This window comes from Pseudomonas sp. NPDC087817 (assembly GCF_044742875.1).
Classification (GTDB): domain Bacteria; phylum Pseudomonadota; class Gammaproteobacteria; order Pseudomonadales; family Pseudomonadaceae; genus Aquipseudomonas.
In genome coordinates this window covers 1-19326 of sequence record NZ_JBIUVJ010000052.1, presented here as the reverse complement: position 1 = coordinate 19326, position 19326 = coordinate 1, and the positions used below count along the sequence as shown (strand labels likewise).

The following is a 19326-nucleotide window of genomic DNA, read 5'->3' as shown; positions in this document are numbered from 1 at the left end:
AGATCTTTCACAGGGTCTGATGAGTATGTCCAAAGTCATGTGCATATGCGCACGTGATGAGTGTGGAGAAGGGGCGGGCATGAGTGCTTTCATTAAGCTATTGGACGACTAGCGTTGCCAGTATCTTCAGAGCTCTCATAAGTAATGCTGGTGACATACCAAACCGCCTCGCCAGTCGGAGTCAGCACCACAGCCTCGTCACCTTGCCCCTTCTTTAGCAGTGCTCGGGCCATAGGCGAGTCGATTGAGATGTAGTCGTTACGCCCGTAAATTTCGTCGTAGCCCACGATTCGGAATTTCTTGAGCTCTCCTTCATCATTTTCAACCTCTACCCAGGCTCCAAAAAACACCTTTCCTTCCTGCTCGGGGGAATAGTCGACGACCCTGACGTCCTCCAAGCGTTTGCGCAAATATCTAACCCGTCGATCAATTTCTCGCAGCAGCTTTTTGTTGTATTGGTAGTCGGCGTTTTCGCTCCGATCCCCAAGGGAAGCTGCCCAGGTGACTTTTTGGGTGATCTCTGGGCGATAAACACGCCATAGATGATCGAGCTCTGCCTTGAGGGTGTTGTGGCCACCGCGAGTGATGATGTTTGTGGCCAAAGCGGCCTCCTTTGAAAAATCTGCATGCCCTAGGGGGGCGAAGCAGCGTGCCTTAAGGGCGAAGATCAGAATCTCGTGGGGCTTGACGAGTTTGCCCAAGAAATAGGGATAAAGGCTACCATGCGCGCGCTGACGTTCGTACTGGATAGAGATTGAGGTAGGGAGAGGGCTGAAATACCGCCGTTGAAAAGAATGATCGATGCCTCTGAATACTCGCACCCTGGGCAACCTGTCCTCTTTACTGCCCCTTGAGTATTTGAGCAACTTACTGGCTGTAAAAATGCTGCCCCACGAGGCTTCCCAGCAACTCTTCCAGAGCCATCAACTCTTCAAGATCCAGTTCAAATGGGTCATAGCTCTCGATGAAATTGGTGATCTTTTCGTAGTGGTAATCGAGCACCTTACTGACGACGAACTTGCCCTTGAGAAAGTGCACTTCACCTCTACTTGCAGGATGAAGCTCCATCATTAGGTTTTTGATGTCATCCACTTACAGTTCATATCGATGCTCATCGATTTTCAGAAGCAGGGTGTCACCACGCCACCGGATATCAGTGTACCTAGAAATCGGATGATCTCCCTTGCAGGCTTGCAGTCAGGCGGCGAACTAGGGCTGGGGCAGAACGTGAGCCGAATGCTAGATCTAGCCTGACGATGGCTCAAAGCCTCTTTGTGTAAGGGCGCGCTGAGCGATACCGAAAAGAAATGGGATACGCTGATTCCGTTTTGTCTTGCCGTTCTGATACAACGATCAAGAACCTAAAGTTAGCCTGTCAGGCTAGCGAGCAAGGACGGCTAAGGAGGCTCCCATGCGAACCGATTTGAGAGAAGACGAGTTTTCAGAAATTTATAGAGCATTTACTGGGCTTTTCCCTGATAAGCCTTGGCTTAAACGCGTCTCCAACCTACAGCATCAGATCAACGAAACACCGACCGTGCAGTCTCTTCTATGGAAGCAGAACGTCCTGGCGTATGGCTTGGAGGCTTTCGATCGTCATGGTAAGTCTCCCGAACCTGAAGTTTGGGAGGCCACCAAACAGGCAATGGTATTCGCCGCGCAGATTGTGCAGGTTTGTGGTGATAGCGCTCCTGAAAATGCCCGCAAATTGTGTAGGCGGGTGCTACATGCGATCAACAAGCCAGATGGGGCACGTGGCCTGCGATTCGAGCTTTCAGTCGCGACTCACCTCAGCAGGGAGGGCTGCGGGATTACCTGGATGGAGGAGGATAACGGCGTAGAAACCTTCGACATGCTTGCAACGATTCCAGGTGTGGGAGCCGTTGAAGTTGAGTGCAAAAGTCTATCGGTCGATAAAGGAGAATCGTTGACCGAGGAGGTGTTTTACGCGTTAACACATCGCCTTCTACCTCTGATTGAGCCAAAACTTCCTGAGCTGAAGCGTCACTTCTATGGCATTTCTATCACATTCACTGACAAAGTTTCGGAGTCGGCGGCAGAGCTTGCACAACTCGCTGCTGAGCTAGCAGACGCCGTCAGCGCAGGTGAACGGGAGCTGGTGGGTGTTTGTACAATCAACCTGCGATTGTGCAATCTCCAATCGATGCAACATGAGCCCAGCGTGGACGAGCTAATTACGTTTGCAAACGAACAGCTTGGTATTGACCCGGGGTATCGTGTAATTAAGAGCTTGGGTGACCAGGGTTATCTCGTCATCGACGTCCAAAGTCTAGTTCCGAGCAAATTTGATGCGGCACTCGGCAAGGTTGCCAAGGATGCTGTCCGTAAACAGATGACGGGTAAGCGTCCTGGCTGTCTTGTCATTCGAGTTGAACGCCACTCTGGGCCAACTCTGGAGGCGTTTGCAGAGGAGGAGATCAATTCACTGGCTCGTCGAGCTACGAAGCTTCTAGGCAATCCAGACAACGCGCACCTCGCTGCAGTCGTTTTTGTAAGCGCACCCTCGTTGGAAAGAACGAGCGAAAGCTCCGAAAGTGAGCAGAGCAGAACGTACGTTTTCGATAGTCCCTCCGAGGAACACCAAAGTCTGGGGCTTAGCCGGATTTTTGGTGTTGCAAACTGAATATTGCAAGGATCTGAGCAAGGCAGTCCAATAGACAATTCGAGCGGGTCAAATCCGAGTCGACTAAACACTCACACCAGAAATAAGGACATTCACTTTGGAATAGGTGGTAAACGGTAGTTTTTTTGGAAAGCATAACGAAGGCTCTCCAATTGATGCGCAACTGCACATTTATGAAGATGGTGGTTCTTTATTGAGGGCAGACGATATCTTCAGTGAGGGGTATAATATACGTGAAAATTACCTGCTCGGTGAAGATGAGCAGGGGCGTCGCTATTCTTTGCTCGACGTGAGTTATAAGTTAAAAACACACGCTTCGATCGGAGGGTCAAAGAAGTCTGAGCTGTTCCCGAGTTTGATGGTTGTGGGGGATCGCCATATTAAAAGTATTGACTCGCTCTCCATTACTACCTTTAGTGTCAGATTGGATTGTGAATCGTGGTTTTATGAAAGTAGCTACCATGCCAGTCAGAAATACATCCCGCCGCATTTAAGGCTGGCCTTTGAGTTGAAGTATGACGAAGCGACAAAGATTGAGTTAAACTCCCATCACGATATGGTGGCTGGCAAGAGAGTAACGGTGGCAGTGTTCAAGGGGGAAGTCCCGCAGGGATTAAAATACTATCAAGATGCCGTTCATTATTTAGTCACCTTTCTGTCGTTTGCCTGTCGGTCAGCGTTACGACACGGAGATATAACTTTTCGTGATGCGGAAGGTGTCGAGTACGAACTCCATTACAAGCCTGCGTTCTACCCCGGGAATGTTGAAAGTAATAGCAATCTTTTCAACTATAAAGTGTCTGATTTACAGGATAAGTTCACGCGCTGGATAGGGCTCTATAACAAAGCGCCTGCTATCTTTAAGCTATACTTCCTTGATAGGCTTATCAAGCTAGAAAGTACGGTGAGATTTTTAATGGCTGCCCAGGCCGTGGAGTGTTTTAACAGAAAATTTCACAATAAAAAAATATCGTTTGTTGAGCGGGTAAAGGATGTGATCGATGGTGAAGCGTACCATGCCATTCTCACCCAGGTTGGCGGGGCTGAGCGGATCGAAAATCTTCACTTTGTAATACGCGATACCCGAAATTACTTTACTCACTATAATGAAGAGTTGAAACATAATTCCGATGAGAAAGAGTTGTTGTTTTTGATTTTTAAGGTTGAGCTTCTGGTGGATCTTTATTTGCTCGCTGAGATTGGCTTTACGTCAGATGAGTTTGAGGCAATCAAGTATCCAGTTATTGATGATCGTTTCAATCGAAGGGAAAATCTGCAAAGAGATTATTTCAACTTAGACAGCGAAGTGCAGTGATGATCAGGCTCGTGAGGTAAAAAATCTCGCGGGTCTTTTCGCTGATATGAGCTCTTCTCTGGTCACCCAAATCCCTTCTGTACCTTTGCGAGTACGAAATCCTGAGAGCTTTGCTAGGATGAATTCGTCGGTGATATAGCTGGAGCCACATTACTGCCATCGCACCGTTGTACTCGCAGGAGGCCCAAATTGGCGCTCGAAAATTCAAAGGAAGGATCATGTCCAGACCAAAGTTGCCTCCTGAATCTGAAGTGGTGACCTGGCTGCAAGGGGTCATCGAAAATGACATGCTGCTTGAAGCCATCCAGGGGCAGGAAGTCATCACCTCGATTACCGATGCGGTCGGGCAGGATTTTTTCATTCCATCCTTTGGTATTGATTACATCTCTCGACGCGCTTCAGCGGAGGCTGCTGGGCATGTACTGGGGCGCCTTGGATTGCTGGAGATCATATCGATTAACACCAGCATTTCGCTCACTACCGGGGAAGTGCTGCGCCCCGACATTCTCTGTTTCAATCCCGAGTCGAAGACCCTCGTGGTTTTTGAGGTCAAACGAGCCAGTGAGACTGAGCGGCAGACCGTTACCGAGCTTGCAGGTTATGAACAGGAACTGCGGAACCTGCTGCCATTCCTGGGTAATTTCGATATTTGTTTTGTCGTGGTGGCTGCAGACTGGTCGACGCTTCTGACACACGCAGTTGGTAGCATGAATGCATGGTCGGGCAAGCAATGCTTGGCGCTCAAACTGGTGTCTACTGAGTCCTCATTCGCGCTGCAGGCCCATCTGCCCGAAGCTTGGCATCTCACCGGTAGCGTGAGGCTGCCACCGGAGGCATTGCCCTCGATCGATCTGTATCTGGTCGAAAAATCGGCGGATGCCATCGACGACGAGGGCGATGAAAATGATGGTGGACAGGCAGAGGGGAATGGCGCTGACGAACGACTGCCGCCACGTTTAGTGATCACCGCAATGGATATCATTGCTCGTGCAGGCGACAGGGCAGGATCACACGGTTTCATGATGCTGTGGCGAGACGTCAATGGCTACGGGCGAGGGCGGTGGTGCATCACGCTGTGCGCCATCGACCCCTACTCAATGTACGCCTGGTGCAAGGAGCACGGGTTGCCACAGCGTGATTCTGAGGCTTCTTTGTTTCTGGACAGCTGCAAGGCCGACATTGCGGGTCAGACGCCTGCCACAATCTACGACCTTGCCAACGCAGCCTACCCGATTCTGAAGGAGCAGTTTGAGCCTGAGTTCAGCGGAGACTTTTGTTGGCAAATGAAGGCTCGGCAATATCGTCTGAGAGGGGTGCCTACCAGGTTCGAGTTCTGGGGTAGTCTCGGACAACACGCGCGCGAGTTCGTCTGTAACCCGGCTGTGCGGAACTGGTACATGCCCTATATGAGCCAAAACCAACTCGACTGGACAGATCCTGTCGTGGCGATGCCATTGGTAGAGAACTTGTCGGCAGGAGTGCCGTTCCTAGGGGGGGCAATCAAGTGCAGTGATGCCTTCCTTGTTGGCCGGGCGCTGGGTGATCTCGCCCTAGCCGCCTTCAATGCAGCTCCTGACAAAGAGCATGCAGCGAGAATTGAGCCGATGGTTGAGTGGGCGCAGTTGGAGGCGCTGCGTTATGCGATCGAAATGAAGCAGATGTATGACGTGACGGAAGAAATCGTCACGCCTATACCCATGTTGTCCAATGATCCGTCTAGGAGGCTCCAGGCCACGGAGGATCTTGCGAATTGGGTGCGGACGGATCTGATCAGTGATCGACATCCGTTCCACCAGGCGTGTTTTGATCTGGGTTTGCGGGAAGCAATGCTGTTCAGATTGTCTGAGGAAGGAAGCATTAATCGCTTTCCTCCTGATCGACCTCACGAGGCAGCCTTGTTAATTCGGCGCGTCCTGAAAGGGGCGATTCTGCAGATGAAGGGTAGCCAAGGTCAGCTTTTAGAGTCTGCGGAATATCGCGATTTCGAAGAATACCTGGCCCCGTATTTAGCTTCTTGTCTGGACGCGCAGGGCGACGTCGACGGCGTGCGGTTGGATGCAGTGCTCGATGAGATTCCAGGCCTTAAGCTGCTCAGGGCGTTTCCCGGCACACTTGTAAAAGGGATCGATTCAATCGTTCCTGTTGTTCTTCACACCGTTAGCCCAGCGTTTCCCATGACTGTCGATTGGGAGTGGCTGAAGTCTGGGGTGAGGGCGTTGTTCGACGCGGGAGATCATCGCCCTGCAGTAATTTTTAACCAGGACGGTACGGTGGGGACTGGTCGGATGATGGGAATCGGCAAATTCCTCTCACCTATCACGGATCCTGACGTGGAGGTTTATCTTCTTGATGAGACATCAGCACGGAACATTGCCATTAGAATGACCTGGGATGAGGTAAAGGACTTCTATGCAAAGCGGAGCAAAGGCATCGAGTGATCAGCCGAACTGTCGAGCGCTGGGCACGTACCTATTGGGGCTGGAAAGAATTTCCAATAGGTACCGAGCGCGCTCGTGAGAGGCGATAGCCTATGTGCTCTTTCTCCAAACAGGTATACCCGAGTGTCCCACGCACCCACCCAAGCTGTTCAGCATTGCGAAGCCCTTCTGCGCAATATGATGGAAGATCTTCAAGCCAAGGGGATTTGGCCGAACGTCCAGAGCATCATTGATAGCATGCTCAAGCGCCGCATTGAGCTGGTAGAGGTATATGAAGAAGTGCACGCCATGTTGGCCCAAACGCCACGAGGCCTTTATATATTCTGGGATGTTTTCGTCCATTCCGCTGATGGCTGGAACCCAGAGAAGAACCGACGTGCCCGTCGGGCACGTGAGGAACTGATAGGGGTCAACGCTCGAATCAGTGAGCTCGCCGATCAACTGGCAGCGCTGCTGGATAGGCGTGATGAGCTTCATAACTACTCAGGCTTTGGTTCCAATACCCAACACCACATCCTGGACATTGTGCATGAAGCGTCGGAGCACAATTACCGCTACGAGAGCTACGTGAAGGAAGAGCTGGATCGCATCCAAAACCAGTACGATTTCAAGTATTGGCCTCCATTGAGCGATGTGATCCAGGCTATCGGTAGCGATGCCGAAATGGCCGAGGTCACTGCCAACGATCCGGCCACGGAAGCCGCCACTGCAAGCCGGAAGTCGGGCCGCTCAGATTTTATAAAAGCGTTCTTGGCTCGTATCGATGACAACCGCGTGCGGGAGTGCGGCTTCATACCTAACAGCTTCGCGCTCACTGATGGAAGCTTGGCGTCGCTCGTGAACTGTGGACTTGATTTGGCTGTTGACGAGCTGGTGGATGCCGACTTCATCAAGCGGTTTAGGCAGCGGCAGCGGCAGGTGAAAAAAGCCTGACTGCAAGTCCAGCCTGATGTGTACAGTATGTGGATGTACTAGAAGCAGAGCAGCCTGGCAAATGGAGCAAAGCATAGGGCTGCACTGCGACATGGTAGGTTATGGATGAATGGCGATCTTGTAATATCTACAGATGCTGAATTTCCCAACCCTGCTCGCGAAGCTGCACGCAGTTGGCCTCGAACTCTTCTCCCTCGCCAAGCGTCCGCCTACTTATAGCCAAGCACAGCAGGTGAGTTGGGCGGGTCATCGCCACATACATGGCAAGCAAGCGCTGACTAATCCTTTTTTGGGGCCTGACACCCCCATGGCTTTTTCGCCCAGCAGCCCAAGGTAACAGGCTAGCAATGAAGTGCCCGTAGTTATAGGTTTCGAGAACGAGCGTCGCAGTATGGGTCTGCCCCTTGCTCGAATGAATAGAGCCGAGCTTGATGTCCAACACTCCATGGTCTTGAGCGCTTCGGAAGGTATTCACTGCACGCTGTACAGCCCCCTCCTGCAGAGCCTCCATACCTTCCGGTACCCAAGCAAGGTAGCCCTGCGCTGCCTTGGGTTGTTCATGCACTCCAGCAAGGATTGATGCCAAAGCCCAAAAGCGCTGTGCGAAGGATGCCCAGTTGTCGACACTGATGGTATTTGATGCGAAGAGCAGATCGACCACCAGCTGTTGGTAGCAAGCCAAGTCGTTCAGGTCGGCAAACAGCTGTTGAACTTGGACGTGCTGACGGCTTCCCACTTTGATTTTGGTGTTGAGATTGGAGAGGTTTACCAGGTGAAGAAGGCCCTTAGCGATCTCTTCGACGCTGTGGTGAGCAGTATCGCTCTTGACGAGACCACGCTTAGCTTGGCGAACACGCTCAATCAATGTTGGTGGGCGGTACGCTACTACACCTGCATCGCGATCATAACCGTCCCAGTAGTGTCCGACCGTTTTTGGAAAGTGCATCTGATCAGTGTCGTCGGGGTCGATGTCTTTATGGGTGTAGCCAACGGCAGTGACTATCGCCTTGTCGTGTAGAGACACGGGAAGCTGTTGGAATGCGAGTCGAGCATAAGCATCCAGTACAGCGCTACAGTCCCCATCAGGAAAAACAAAAATGGTGTGGTGAAGCGGCCCTTGCTCGCCTACGTTGCGCCGCCCTGAGAGCCTGCCTGCGACGGCATTGAGCGCAAAGGGATTTGCCAATCTGGCAATCGACTCATCGAAGCGAAAGCTGCTGGATATGTCGACTGCTCGGCCTCGATCCGGGAAGTCACTACCACTGGTGTGGGCGTCCGACTCAAAAATCGCCTGATTGGAGTCGCCAACTCGTATCACACATATTCCCGAATTTTCACGGGGGAAAACGGCGCTAAGGTACTCGTTCTGCATCGCCGACGTATCCTGCATCTCGTCGATGAAGACGCATGGAAAGCGGTACCTCAAACCCTCTGCTACGCCTGGTCGTGCAGCTAGCTGAGCACTGCCTAATACGAAGATCTCGTCGTAACAAAAGTAACCGCGCTTGGCCGTGTCGACGACTGCCTTTGCCATGATTTGGTAGCTTTGAGTATCTGGCCCGCAGGGGAGGTTACCTTTGGCCACCTTGATGCGAGGGTTGGCAAAGTCTGCGCTGGCTAGACGCAGCAATGAGGTGTCGAACGTTCTATGGGCCAAGAAACTTCTCAGGAACCCCTTGTCCTCCGCTGACAAAGACCTGAACCGCATTCGGTGGGTCAGCTCATCATCGATCGCAGTGAAACGGTATTGAGAGGAGAGGAGCCAAGGTGTGGCGAGGAAGCGCCTGACAAAACCATGAATCGTGTCGATGTAGTGAGGGTAACTCAGCAGCCGACGGCCAACCTCGGTGTTTCCCAAGCGTTGCTCGATTTCGTGGCGAGCGACGTTGGTGTGAGACAAAACGCAAATCCCACGCGTGCGGCTTTTCCATTTACGGGCAAGGATTGCGAGCTTGGCTACGACCAGGGTGGTTTTTCCGCTTCCTGGGCATGCCGACACGTCGAGCGTTTCCTGCGATCGAAGGAATGCCAGGCGCTGCTCGTCCAGGCCCTCCAGCTTCATAAACCCTGAGACCCACTCGATATCCTCGTCAGTGATTTCGGACACTAGGTCGCGGAACGCGATCATGGCATCAGTCTCTGCGTTTGCTGTTGCGAGGGGTGGTGCTGATTGGGCGTTGTTTCTAAGCGGGAGGTCACGTAAGTGATCGCCTCAACGAGGTAGCCGGGAAGCCGTTCCTCCAAGCGTTCAGGACTCACTACTATCCTTTGATAGCGCTGCTCCAAAATGTCCACGAGGTACTGAGCGGTGATCGCCTTGGAGGCTACCTTGCGGTGGAACAGGGCATAGATGGTTGAACTTATTTGCTCAGCCGACATGCCCGAGCTTGAAAGGCACTCATATTCGGCCATGGCCAGTTCAATCACCTGATCATGTGTTTCCCGAGCGGCATGAATTGCATCATCCTTCGCAGCCAATCGTGCGGCGACCAGAAGTTCACGTGCCATGCCGCAGAAGGCCAGGTCGTATTCCAATGTCCATCGTCCCGCCACGAACGTTTGTACGTTCTGCGCGTCGTTCGCTTTGCGCGAGTTGCTGCGCTCAACCAAACGTTGAAGCCGAGTTTCATCATCAGTTCCGAAGTCGCGGGTCGCTCGCCATTTTCGGCGTCCAAGCTCCCACTTCGGGTCGTCATCATTTTCGACCAAGCCCAAAATTTGTGGTGCGCAATCCGGCATGACGTCCATGTCCGAAATGCAGCCTACTGGAATGTTCAAAATGCCGTGTTCTGGGTGCGCACGTTGAAGGATCCGAGCATAGCGACCGAGACCGACACCCCCGACATTCACCACTGAGACGCCATGGCGGGTCAAATCTCGATTGAGCAGCTTCGCCAGAGTTGGCAACAGGATGGCTTCAGCATCTCCCTCGACGACGAGGACACCACGTGCGAAAAACAAATTTGCCTTGGTCACGTCTAGGAAACGGGCGAGGAATCGATAGTCCCCCTCATCCAGCTTCGTGTGTTGCCTGCCGAGCGAGTACGCCTTGCGACCGTGCATGAGCACTAGATTGTCTAGGGCAATCTTGGAGCTGAGGTTGGGACTATGGGTGGTAAGGATGACTTGCACGGGGCGCGTTTCGCCTTCCTGGTTGACCTCATCTGCAGCCGCTTCACGATTGTCAGAGGAGAGAGCTGACGGAGCTGCGGAGCCTTCGTTCCATGGCAGTGAGTCTTCCACTCGCTCATCGGCCACCGTCGGTTGAGCGACTGAGGGAGAGGCGAGTCTGGGCGTTGCTGCCGCACTCAAAAACTCCATCAGACGTAATTGTCGCTGTGGATGAAGATGGGCCTCGGGCTCCTCGATAAGCAATAACGGCAGTCCGTCGGGCTCCTTCCCAAGCAGAAGTAGCTCACAGGCCATGAACAAAAGATTGTTAGAGCCCAGTCCGTACTCTCCACGAGCCTCTCGTGATCCTTGATCGAGCAGGCTCAGTTCCATGCGTTCTAGGATCTGTCTTAGGCGAGCAGACTCGGAGCTCCCCTCAACGAAATTGATCCGTCCATGTAGCTCATCACCTTCCAGCGAAAGGTGGGACAGGTAGTTGTCGTTAACCGAATCCTGGGCGGAGGCCACACCTGGATGCATGTTCACAAAATGCCGTAGATACCCAGCCAATCCAGCGAGGCTCAGCGATTCAGGGTTTGCAAGCGGCTGGTCGACATCGAAGCCAATCCCGTCCTTGATGCTGGGAAAGTTTTTGAGCACTTGTGAGAGGCGTGATCCACGCCCTGGAGACATTTCCCGTGTGGCATCGCGAAGGGGGCGCAGGTATGCAGCAGCTAGCAGTTGGCGAACGTTGGCATCGATGCTTGGGCCTCCACCGCTATTGCCACTGCGGACAGCAATATCAACCCAGCGACGTGCGAGGACGTCGTCCGAGAGTCTTCGTGCTGTCCAATGAATGTAAACGACCGCATCAGCACCGTTGAACGTGACGTACTCCGACAGCGCGCCCAGATCCGCGACAGACAAATCTGCAAACTTTGCCACTATCGTAATCTGACTCGCCTGAGGCCCTTCATCAGGAATGTGGAAGTCTTCGGGCTGCAAGCGTACGTACTCTCCGTCACGCGTCTGGAGGACGAATCGCAGAGCATCGATGACCGAAGATTTACCCGCGTCGTTTTCTCCTACCAACGCAGTAACGCCCTTGTTGAATTCGATGATAAAGCTGTTCGGGTCGGCGCCGAGCTGACGGAAATTCTGAACCTTCAGTGCTGACAAATACATCCGTGTGTTCCTATCCCAGAGGCTTGTGGTGCATAGGCTGGTCAACGAATAGTAGTGGAAACTGTGCAGGCTATTTGCCTATCGCTGAAATTCCGGTGTACGCATTGCAAATTTGCGGCTGTCTCGATAGTCTCTGAGTTGCGCAAGGTAGGCGTACCTCACCCGTCAGTGAAAGCTCGAAAGGGCACTACCTGTATCAGCACGATCTCCTAGGCCATGATTTTTTTGCGGCCCCAGTTAGACGTAGGCGGGTGGCGTTGATTATGGGGTTGGAGAAAATTATGAGCACACAATCCTCGCTCCCCGAGCGCGTCAGCGATACCCTGCCGAAGACAATCCAGGGCATCAAGAAACGAGCCAAGAAAATTTGTCTGCCTGGTCAAAAGCATGTTGAGGCGCTTGACATCGTTGCACGCGAACTCGGCTATCGCGATTACTACCAGGCACAACATATGCTCGCATCAGGGGAAGTATTGCCAGAAACGGCAGTGCACCAAAGCCGGCACTCAGTCTTCCTCTCCGCTTATTGGCGGGACACGGACACCAAACCTCGTTCGGCGGGTTGTGAAACGCTGGAGGTCTTTCTGCCTCGTCCGCTGAACACCATTGTGTCGAAGCATCAGACAAGTTACGCCCGTAACCTTGAAGGATTCCGGCAAGAAGCGCTGGATCACCTCGAAATGATCTCCAACGCGAGCAGCCAAGCTCGGGCTTGGGAGCTCCTGGTGCGAGCAGCGCTGACTTTGCAGTTCATGGAGGTGACTGGACTGCGCCCGGCAACCTCCCAGAAGCAAAGGCAGGCGCTTGAGCTGCTTGCGGGTTTTCCATCGAAAGATCACGCCTCTCTGTGGATCGACTCGGCGTCGGGCATGTGGGTAGCGTTGGATGAACCTTATGGGCACGTGAATGAGTTATCGATGGTCGAGAAGCGCGCCGCTTGGATCACAGCAAAGTCTCTGCACCTTACTAAGCCAGCATGGTCGGGTTTGTACTATCCGGACAATGCGGTACCACATCTGATCTCTCCGGCAGCGAACTTGCTAAGCAAGGTCACCGAGACCTTGGAAGGACTTTCGCCAATCGCGGTGGTGCCTTCTGGTGAACAAGAGTGGCTTGGTGTTTCCGAGCCCTACAATGCTCGGTTAATCAGCCCTGCTAGGAAGGCGAGTGGTGTAGCTCGCCGTGCTCGGCCTGGTACCACTTATGGCTTTAGCAAAGGTGCTGTCGAGTATCACCGAAAAGCCGGGTACCCACTGCTCTGGCGTCCAGAGACGCCATTGAGCCAGGCAGATCACAAGCGGGTTGGGGCAGAACTTCAGTGCCTGATGATCTCGCATATGCCCTTCAAGGCGTATGACAAGATCCGCACATGGTGCTCGACTCTAGAAAACTGGATGTTTTCGGAGTACCGGGAGAGTGATCGTGAAGCGGGCTTCTACGAGACCTACTATGGTGGGGAGCCTTCCGTGTATCCCACGGTGTCGGATCAAATCTCCGCCCTGAAACGTGTTCGTGAGATCGTTATCGATGGGTATATTGAGTGCAAGCCGCGCAGAGACCTGTTGAAGGATCTGGAAATCGCGATCGCGATCATTGAAGGTTAAGCCACTAAGTAGGCCCTGCAGCCTGAAAAATCAGCCGTCTACCTCCTAGTTATGGTGGTAGACGACTTTCATCGCGCAATTTTGGTTGGCAATATGGTCGGGTCTATTTGTGATCGATGCCGATGATCGTTTGAGCTGGCGGCAGTCTCGGCATTCGAAAAGCATACGAGGACGGCTGAGAAGGCGATTTGTGATCGTTTTTGGGATTGATCTGGGGACGTACATCAATCGTTCTTGCGCTGCTGAGGTGCAGGAAGCGTGATATGAGAAAAATATTGTGATGAGACGTAAAATTTTTCGTACTCAAAATAGTATGTTTTTCTGAGTATTAATACTATTGCGAGATGCCCGTTTTTAAAGGGCTTCGTTGGGGATAGTATGGAAGGTGCGGTGCTTGCTTATACTCGGCGTTTTCCGAGCGATCGCCCTGAGCCGCCGCCTCGCTGACCGACTGCGTCACTTGCGGACGACGCACATGCCACAACTCATGGAATTCAGCACGCATCCGCGCTTCACCTTCAGGGGTGATCAGCGCGGTGCCAGCGGTGCGGGGAGGGCGATAACGGCTCATGGCAACTTCTTGTGATTAAGACGGCTGGAGTCTATCAACCCTCGCGCAACACTGTCAGCGGACTTGCGTTGAGTGCCCGACGCGTGCCGAACACACCGGCGCCACCAATCAGCGCCGCGCCAATCAGCGGCAGCACCAGCAGCCACGGATGCGGGTGCCACGGCAGGTCGAACGCGTAGCGATACAGCACCAGACTCACGACTTCCGAACCGATGGCCGCAAGCAAACCGCTGACCGCGCCGAGCAGGCCGAACTCGATGCGTCGGGCCTTGACCAGCAACCTGCGCTCGGCGCCGAGTGCCCGCAACAGCGCGCCCTGGCGAATGCGTTCATCCAGCGTTGCCTGCAAGCCGGAAAACAGCACCGCCATGCCGGCCGCCAAAACAAACAACAATACATATTCCACCGCCAGAGTGACCTGAGCGAGGATGCTGCGCAGCTGTTCGAGCAGCGCCTCGACCTGAAGAATGGTCACCGCCGGGAAGGCCCGCGACAGCTCGACAATCTGCTGATCATGACCGGGCGCCAGATAGAAACTGGTCAAGTAGGTTGTCGGCAGATCCTTCAAGGTGCCGGGCTGGAAGATCATGAAGAAGTTCGGCTGGAAGTTGTCCCAGTTGATCTCGCGCAGGCTGGTGACCTTCGCTTCACGATTGACGCCGCCAACACTGAACACCATGTGATCGCCGAGCTTGAGCTTGAGGCTTTCCGCTACTTTGCCTTCCACCGAAACGCCCGGCACATCGTCGGTTGGCTGATCTTGCCACCATTGGCCGGCAGTGAGCTTGTTGCCCGCCGGCAAATCCGCCGCCCAGGTCAGACTCAAGTCGCGCTGTACCGCACGGTCGCCTGCCGAATCCTTGCTGACGATTTGCTGCACCGGTTCGCCGTTGATGCTGATCAGTCGCCCCGGAACCACCGGGTACAGCGGCGCCGCTTGCGCCGATACCTTGATCAGATGATCGGTGAACGCCTGTTTGTCCGCCGGCAGGATGTTCAGGGCGAAGTAGTTCGGCGCGTTTTTCGGCAACTGGTTTTGCCAGGTGTCGAGCAATTCGCCGCGCAGCAGGGCGATCAACGCCATCGACAATAGAATCAGACCAAACGCCAACGATTGCCCGGCGGCCGCCAATGGATGGCGCAACAGTTGGCCAAGACCCAGACGCCATGGCAGCGAAGCGCGGGCCAACAGGCGGCGCAAACTGTTCAGCAACAACAGCAGCAGCCCGCCGAGGATGACCGCCGCGACGACACCGCCACCGAGCAGGGCAAACGTCAGCAGCAGATCAAGACTCAAGCGCCACATGATCAGACCCAGCGCGCCCAACGCGGCGCCGTAAACCATCCAGGTGCTCGATGGAATCGGTAGCATGTCCCGACGCAATACGCGCAACGGCGGTACCCGACCCAGCGCGGCGAGCGGCGGCAGGGCGAAACCTGCCAGGGCCACCAGCCCGGTGCCGATCCCGGCAATCGCCGGAAACACACCACCCGGTGGAACATCGCTGGGCAGCAGATCATGCAGCAGCGCGAACAATCCCAGTTGTGCCAGCCAGCCGAGCAACGCGCCACTGAGTGCGGCGAACAGCCCCAGCACGGTCAGTTGCACACTGAACAGCAGCATGGTTTCCCGGCGTGACAAACCAAGGCAACGCAACAAGGCACTGGCGTCGAAACGCCGACTGGCAAAACGATTCGCCGACAACGCCACGGCCACACCGGCCAACAGAACCGCGACCAGACTGGCCATGTTCAGATAGCGCTCAGCCTTCCCCAACGCGCCGCCAATCTGCCGATTGCCGTCGCGGGCATCCTGAATTCGCTGGTTCGCCGCCAGACCCGGTTTGATCAATTGCCGATAGGTTTCCAGCGCCTGTGGTTCGCCACGCCACAGTTCGCGAAAACTCACGCGGCTGCCGGGCTGCACCACGCCGGTGGCGGCAAGGTCATCGAGATTGATCATCACCCGGGGTGTCAGGCTATAGAAGTTGCCGGCGCGATCCGGTTCATAAGTCAGCACGCGAGTCAGTTTCAACGTCTTCATGCCGACATCGATGCTGTCGCCGATCTTCAGATCCAGCGCCGTCAGCAGGCGGGCTTCGACCCAGGCTTCGCCGGGATGTGGTTCACCGCCGGATTGTTCTGCGGCAAAGGGCGCTGGCGCACTTTTAAGTTCGCCGCGCAATGGATAGGCACGGTCGACGGCTTTGATGCTCGACAACTGAATGCCATTGTCGGTGGCGATGACGCTGGAGAATTCCACCACTTGCGCATGCTTCAGGCGCAGCTCGGTGCCACTCCTGATCTGCTCGTCACGGGCCGGCGAGCTGCCTTCCAGCACCAGATCGGCGCCGAGAAACTCGGTTGCGCGCAGCATCATCGCGCCGTTGAGGCGGGCGCCGAAGTAACCGATGGCAGTGCTCGCCGCCACCGCCACGACCAACGCGAAGAACAACACCCGCAATTCCCCGGCGCGGGCGTCGCGCAGCAGTTGGCGAATGGCGAGACTGAACAGGCGCAACAGCGGCAGACGTGCCATCAAGGCTCCAGAGGGGCGACCAACAGCCCGGCTTCAAGACGGATCAGGCGCCGGCAGCGATGAGCCAGGCGTTCGTCGTGGGTCACCAGCACCAGGGTGGTGCCGCGTTCCTTGTTCAACTCGAACAGCAAGTCGCTGATGCGCTCGCCGGTATGGCTGTCGAGATTGCCGGTGGGCTCGTCGGCGAACAGCACGTCAGGCTCGGCGGCAAACGCACGGGCAATCGCCACACGTTGCTGCTCGCCGCCGGAGAGCTGGCGCGGCGAATGCGTCAGGCGCTGGCCAAGGCCGACGCGCTGGAGCAATTCGGTGGCACGCTCGCGGGCGTCTTTGCGGCCATCGAGTTCCAGCGGCAGCATGACGTTTTCCAAAGCGTTAAGACTGTCGAGCAACTGGAACGACTGAAAGACAAAACCGACATGCTCGGCACGGATACGTGCGCGCTGATCTTCATCGAGGTTGCTCAGGCTCTGGCCAGCGAGGGTGACTTCGCCGCTGCTGGGCAGGTCGAGGCCGGCGAGCAGGCCGAGGAGGGTGGATTTGCCGGAACCGGACGCGCCGACGATGGCCAGGCTGTCGCCCTTGTTCAGTTCCAGGCTGAGTTCGTGCAGGATAGTCAGTTCACCTTCCGCGCTGGGAACCACTTTGCTGAGGTTCGTCGCGGTGAGAATGCTTGCGCCCATGGAGAATCCGATGCGTGTGTGGTTTTTGAGTGCTGGCCTGGCCTTGACGTGCATGGCCCAGAACGCAGCGGCGGGTACTGTCCTGATCGTTGGCGATAGTATCAGCGCCGGTTTCGGACTGGATACCCGCTTGGGATGGGTGTCGTTGCTCGAACAACGGCTCAAGAAGGAGGGTTTTGACGACAAAGTGGTCAATGCCTCCATCAGTGGCGACACCAGTGCCGGAGGCCAGGCGCGGCTGCCGGCGCTGCTTGCAGAGCATAAGCCGGAACTGGTGATCCTCGAATTGGGCGGCAACGACGGCCTGCGCGGAATGCCGCCAGCTCAATTGCAACAAAACCTTGCGGCGATGATCGACAGCTCCCGCCAGAGCGGCGCCAAGGTACTGTTGCTCGGCATGCAATTGCCGCCCAACTATGGCAAGCGCTACACCGACGCCTTCGCCGAGGTCTACGGCAAACTCGCCAACGACAAAAAGATCCCGCTGGTGCCGTTTTTCCTCGACGGCGTGGGCGGTCATCCGGACTTGATGCAGGCCGATGGTCTGCACCCGGCGGCCGGGGCTCAGGGCAAGTTGCTGGAAAATGTCTGGCCGACGCTAAAACCGCTGTTATGAGGCTTTTCTAAGGGCAGGCTTTCGGCTAATGTGGCGCCCCCTTATTTGGAGCCCCCGATGTCGCGTTCTGCCTGGTCCCTGTTTGCCTACCAACTGATCGAGCCTGACGAGCAGCTGGATCTGTTCGCCTGCCAGGAAGTGCGGGTGCATCTGGTGACCCGTCAACTCGAACTCGGCGGCTCGGCCGATCGCACCCTCTGCGGCAGTCTGCTGCCGGCGCAGCCGCGCTGGTCGAGCGTGGATCGCCGGGTGTTTCAGGATCAGCGCCTGTGCTCGCTGTGCCGGGCGATTCTGGAGTCGCAGAAGCGCGGCACGTCGCCGATCTGGCCTGAGTTGCGATTCGAGCTTTAAGATCAAAAGATCGTCCGATCGCGGCCCGAGCCTGCGGTAGCTCCTGCATGAAGAGTTCTGGCTGCCCATCGGCGTGTCTCCCCGAATATTCAAAGTGCGGTGTACAATCGCGCTCTTATACCCTTGTTGATCATGCGAAGGATTTTCCGGATGTTGCCGCGCTTTCCTGCCGTCACCCGCTGCCTGTCACTTGCCGCCCTGTGTGTGGCCGGTCCCGTTGCTGCATTGGAGTTTCCCCTGCCACCACCCGGTGAAGACATCATCGGCCAGGTGCAGGTGATCAAAGCCAAGTACGAAGACACCTTCGCCGACCTGGGCACAAAGTACGATCTGGGCTATTCGGAAATGGTCGCGGCCAACCCGGGCGTCGATGCCTGGTTGCCCGGTGCCGGCACCGAAATCGTTCTGCCGACGCGCTTCATTCTGCCGCCGGGCCCGCGCGAAGGCATCGTGATCAACCTTGCCGAATACCGCCTCTACTATTTCCCGAAAGGCCGGAACGTGGTGTACACCTTCCCGCTGGGTATCGGTCGTGAAGGGTGGGGTTCGCCGATTGCGCACACCTCGATCACCGCCAAGACACCGAACCCGACCTGGACTCCGCCAGCCTCGATCAAGGCTGAACACGCCGCCGACGGTGATCCGCTGCCGAACGTGGTGCCGGCCGGTCCCGACAATCCGCTGGGGCCGTTCAAGTTCACCCTCGGCACGCCGGGCTACCTGATCCACGGTTCGAACAAGAAGTTCGGCATCGGCATGCGCACCAGCCACGGCTGCTTCCGCATGTTCAACAACAACGTGCTGGAGATGGCCGGCATGGTGCCGGTCGGTACCTCGGTGCGCATCCTCAACGATGCTTACAAGTTCGGGCGCAGTGGCGGCAAGGTCTATCTGGAAGCGCACACGCCGATCGACGACAAGGGCAACCCTTCGGTAGTCGACAAGCACACCGCGGTGATCAACGCGATGCTCAAGCGTGAGGACATCACCAACAACCTGCGCATGAACTGGGACGTGGTGCGTGACGTGGTTGCGGCCGAGGATGGCCTGCCAACGGAAATCGGCACGCCGGGCACCTCGGCGCCGATTGTCTCGAGCGCACCGATCGACCTGCAGCAGTAAGCTGAGAAACAAAACCCGCCGGTGTCAGCATCGGCGGGTTTTTTAATGCCCGGACAAAAGCATCGCGCATAAAAAAGCCGACCCAAAAAATGGGTCGGCTTGATAACAATCCCGAGGGATTATTACTTGCGGCTAGCTTTGTCCAGCATGCGCAGAGCACGCTCGTTAGCTTCGTCAGCAGTCTGTTGTGCTTTTTGAGCAGCAGCCAGAGCTT

15 protein-coding genes and 1 pseudogene are annotated in these 19326 nt (G+C 55.4%); 8 read left to right on the top strand and 8 right to left on the bottom strand.

The window, feature by feature from the left end:
- Positions 1 to 92: 92 nt before the first annotated feature.
- Complete coding sequence (gene greB, locus ACIONG_RS23710; RefSeq protein WP_401303055.1) at positions 93 to 602, bottom strand: transcription elongation factor GreB; 510 nt, start codon at positions 600 to 602, stop codon at positions 93 to 95.
- Positions 603 to 867: 265 nt separating this feature from the next.
- A complete protein-coding gene (locus tag ACIONG_RS23705; protein WP_401303053.1) occupies positions 868 to 1038 on the bottom strand; it encodes a hypothetical protein in 171 nt (56 codons plus the stop codon).
- A gap of 373 nt (positions 1039 to 1411) precedes the next feature.
- On the opposite strand from ACIONG_RS23705, the gene ACIONG_RS23700 reads away from it, so the two are divergent.
- The 4 genes from ACIONG_RS23700 to ACIONG_RS23685 all read left to right on the top strand — a co-directional run bounded on the left by ACIONG_RS23700 (position 1412) and on the right by ACIONG_RS23685 (position 7330).
- The gene (locus ACIONG_RS23700) at positions 1412 to 2644 is read left to right on the top strand and encodes a hypothetical protein (protein WP_401303052.1); all 1233 of its coding nucleotides are present in this window, start codon (positions 1412 to 1414) and stop codon (positions 2642 to 2644) included.
- A 106-nt stretch (positions 2645 to 2750) separates the two neighbouring features.
- Positions 2751 to 3959, top strand: a complete 1209-nt coding sequence (locus tag ACIONG_RS23695) for a HEPN domain-containing protein (protein ID WP_401303050.1) — start codon at positions 2751 to 2753, stop codon at positions 3957 to 3959.
- Positions 3960 to 4177: 218 nt separating this feature from the next.
- Complete coding sequence (locus ACIONG_RS23690) at positions 4178 to 6397, top strand: hypothetical protein (protein WP_401303048.1); 2220 nt, start codon at positions 4178 to 4180, stop codon at positions 6395 to 6397.
- 123 nt (positions 6398 to 6520) lie between these two features.
- Complete coding sequence (locus ACIONG_RS23685) at positions 6521 to 7330, top strand: hypothetical protein (RefSeq protein ID WP_401303046.1); 810 nt, start codon at positions 6521 to 6523, stop codon at positions 7328 to 7330.
- A gap of 127 nt (positions 7331 to 7457) precedes the next feature.
- On the opposite strand, the gene ACIONG_RS23680 is transcribed toward ACIONG_RS23685, so the two are convergent.
- A complete protein-coding gene (locus ACIONG_RS23680; RefSeq protein WP_401303044.1) occupies positions 7458 to 9458 on the bottom strand; it encodes a UvrD-helicase domain-containing protein in 2001 nt (666 codons plus the stop codon).
- On the bottom strand, positions 9455 to 11626 hold the full coding sequence (locus ACIONG_RS23675; protein WP_401303042.1) for an ATP-dependent nuclease: 2172 nt from the start codon (positions 11624 to 11626) through the stop codon (positions 9455 to 9457). Before ACIONG_RS23675 ends, ACIONG_RS23680 begins: the two co-directional genes overlap by 4 nt.
- A gap of 281 nt (positions 11627 to 11907) precedes the next feature.
- Between ACIONG_RS23675 and ACIONG_RS23670 the strand changes: the two genes are divergently transcribed.
- On the top strand, positions 11908 to 13230 hold the full coding sequence (locus tag ACIONG_RS23670; RefSeq protein ID WP_401303040.1) for a hypothetical protein: 1323 nt from the start codon (positions 11908 to 11910) through the stop codon (positions 13228 to 13230).
- 400 nt (positions 13231 to 13630) lie between these two features.
- On the opposite strand, the pseudogene ACIONG_RS23665 reads toward ACIONG_RS23670, so the two are convergent.
- The 3 genes and pseudogenes from ACIONG_RS23665 to ACIONG_RS23655 all read right to left on the bottom strand — a co-directional run.
- Positions 13631 to 13801, bottom strand: a pseudogene (locus ACIONG_RS23665) (transcription elongation factor GreB); the annotation flags it as partial.
- A gap of 34 nt (positions 13802 to 13835) precedes the next feature.
- Positions 13836 to 16340 (bottom strand): ABC transporter permease, encoded by a 2505-nt coding sequence (locus tag ACIONG_RS23660; RefSeq protein ID WP_401303038.1) that lies wholly within the window; start codon positions 16338 to 16340, stop codon positions 13836 to 13838.
- Positions 16340 to 17023, bottom strand: a complete 684-nt coding sequence (locus ACIONG_RS23655; RefSeq protein ID WP_401303036.1) for an ABC transporter ATP-binding protein — start codon at positions 17021 to 17023, stop codon at positions 16340 to 16342. The genes ACIONG_RS23660 and ACIONG_RS23655 overlap by 1 nt, the downstream gene beginning before the upstream one ends.
- A gap of 10 nt (positions 17024 to 17033) precedes the next feature.
- On the opposite strand from ACIONG_RS23655, the gene ACIONG_RS23650 reads away from it, so the two are divergent.
- From ACIONG_RS23650 to ACIONG_RS23640, 3 genes are all read left to right on the top strand, one after another.
- Positions 17034 to 17639 carry an arylesterase gene (locus ACIONG_RS23650; protein ID WP_401303034.1) on the top strand — a complete coding sequence of 202 codons (606 nt, stop codon included), beginning with the start codon at positions 17034 to 17036 and terminating at the stop codon, positions 17637 to 17639.
- A gap of 57 nt (positions 17640 to 17696) precedes the next feature.
- The gene (locus ACIONG_RS23645) at positions 17697 to 17990 is read left to right on the top strand and encodes a hypothetical protein (protein WP_007908575.1); all 294 of its coding nucleotides are present in this window, start codon (positions 17697 to 17699) and stop codon (positions 17988 to 17990) included.
- Between the two features lie 150 nt (positions 17991 to 18140).
- Positions 18141 to 19112 (top strand): L,D-transpeptidase family protein, encoded by a 972-nt coding sequence (locus ACIONG_RS23640; protein WP_103304731.1) that lies wholly within the window; start codon positions 18141 to 18143, stop codon positions 19110 to 19112.
- A 122-nt stretch (positions 19113 to 19234) separates the two neighbouring features.
- Here ACIONG_RS23640 and ACIONG_RS23635 read toward each other — a convergent pair.
- Positions 19235 to 19326, bottom strand: a 92-nt coding sequence (locus ACIONG_RS23635; RefSeq protein ID WP_401303079.1) for an alanine-zipper protein, incomplete at its 5' end; no start/stop codon positions are given.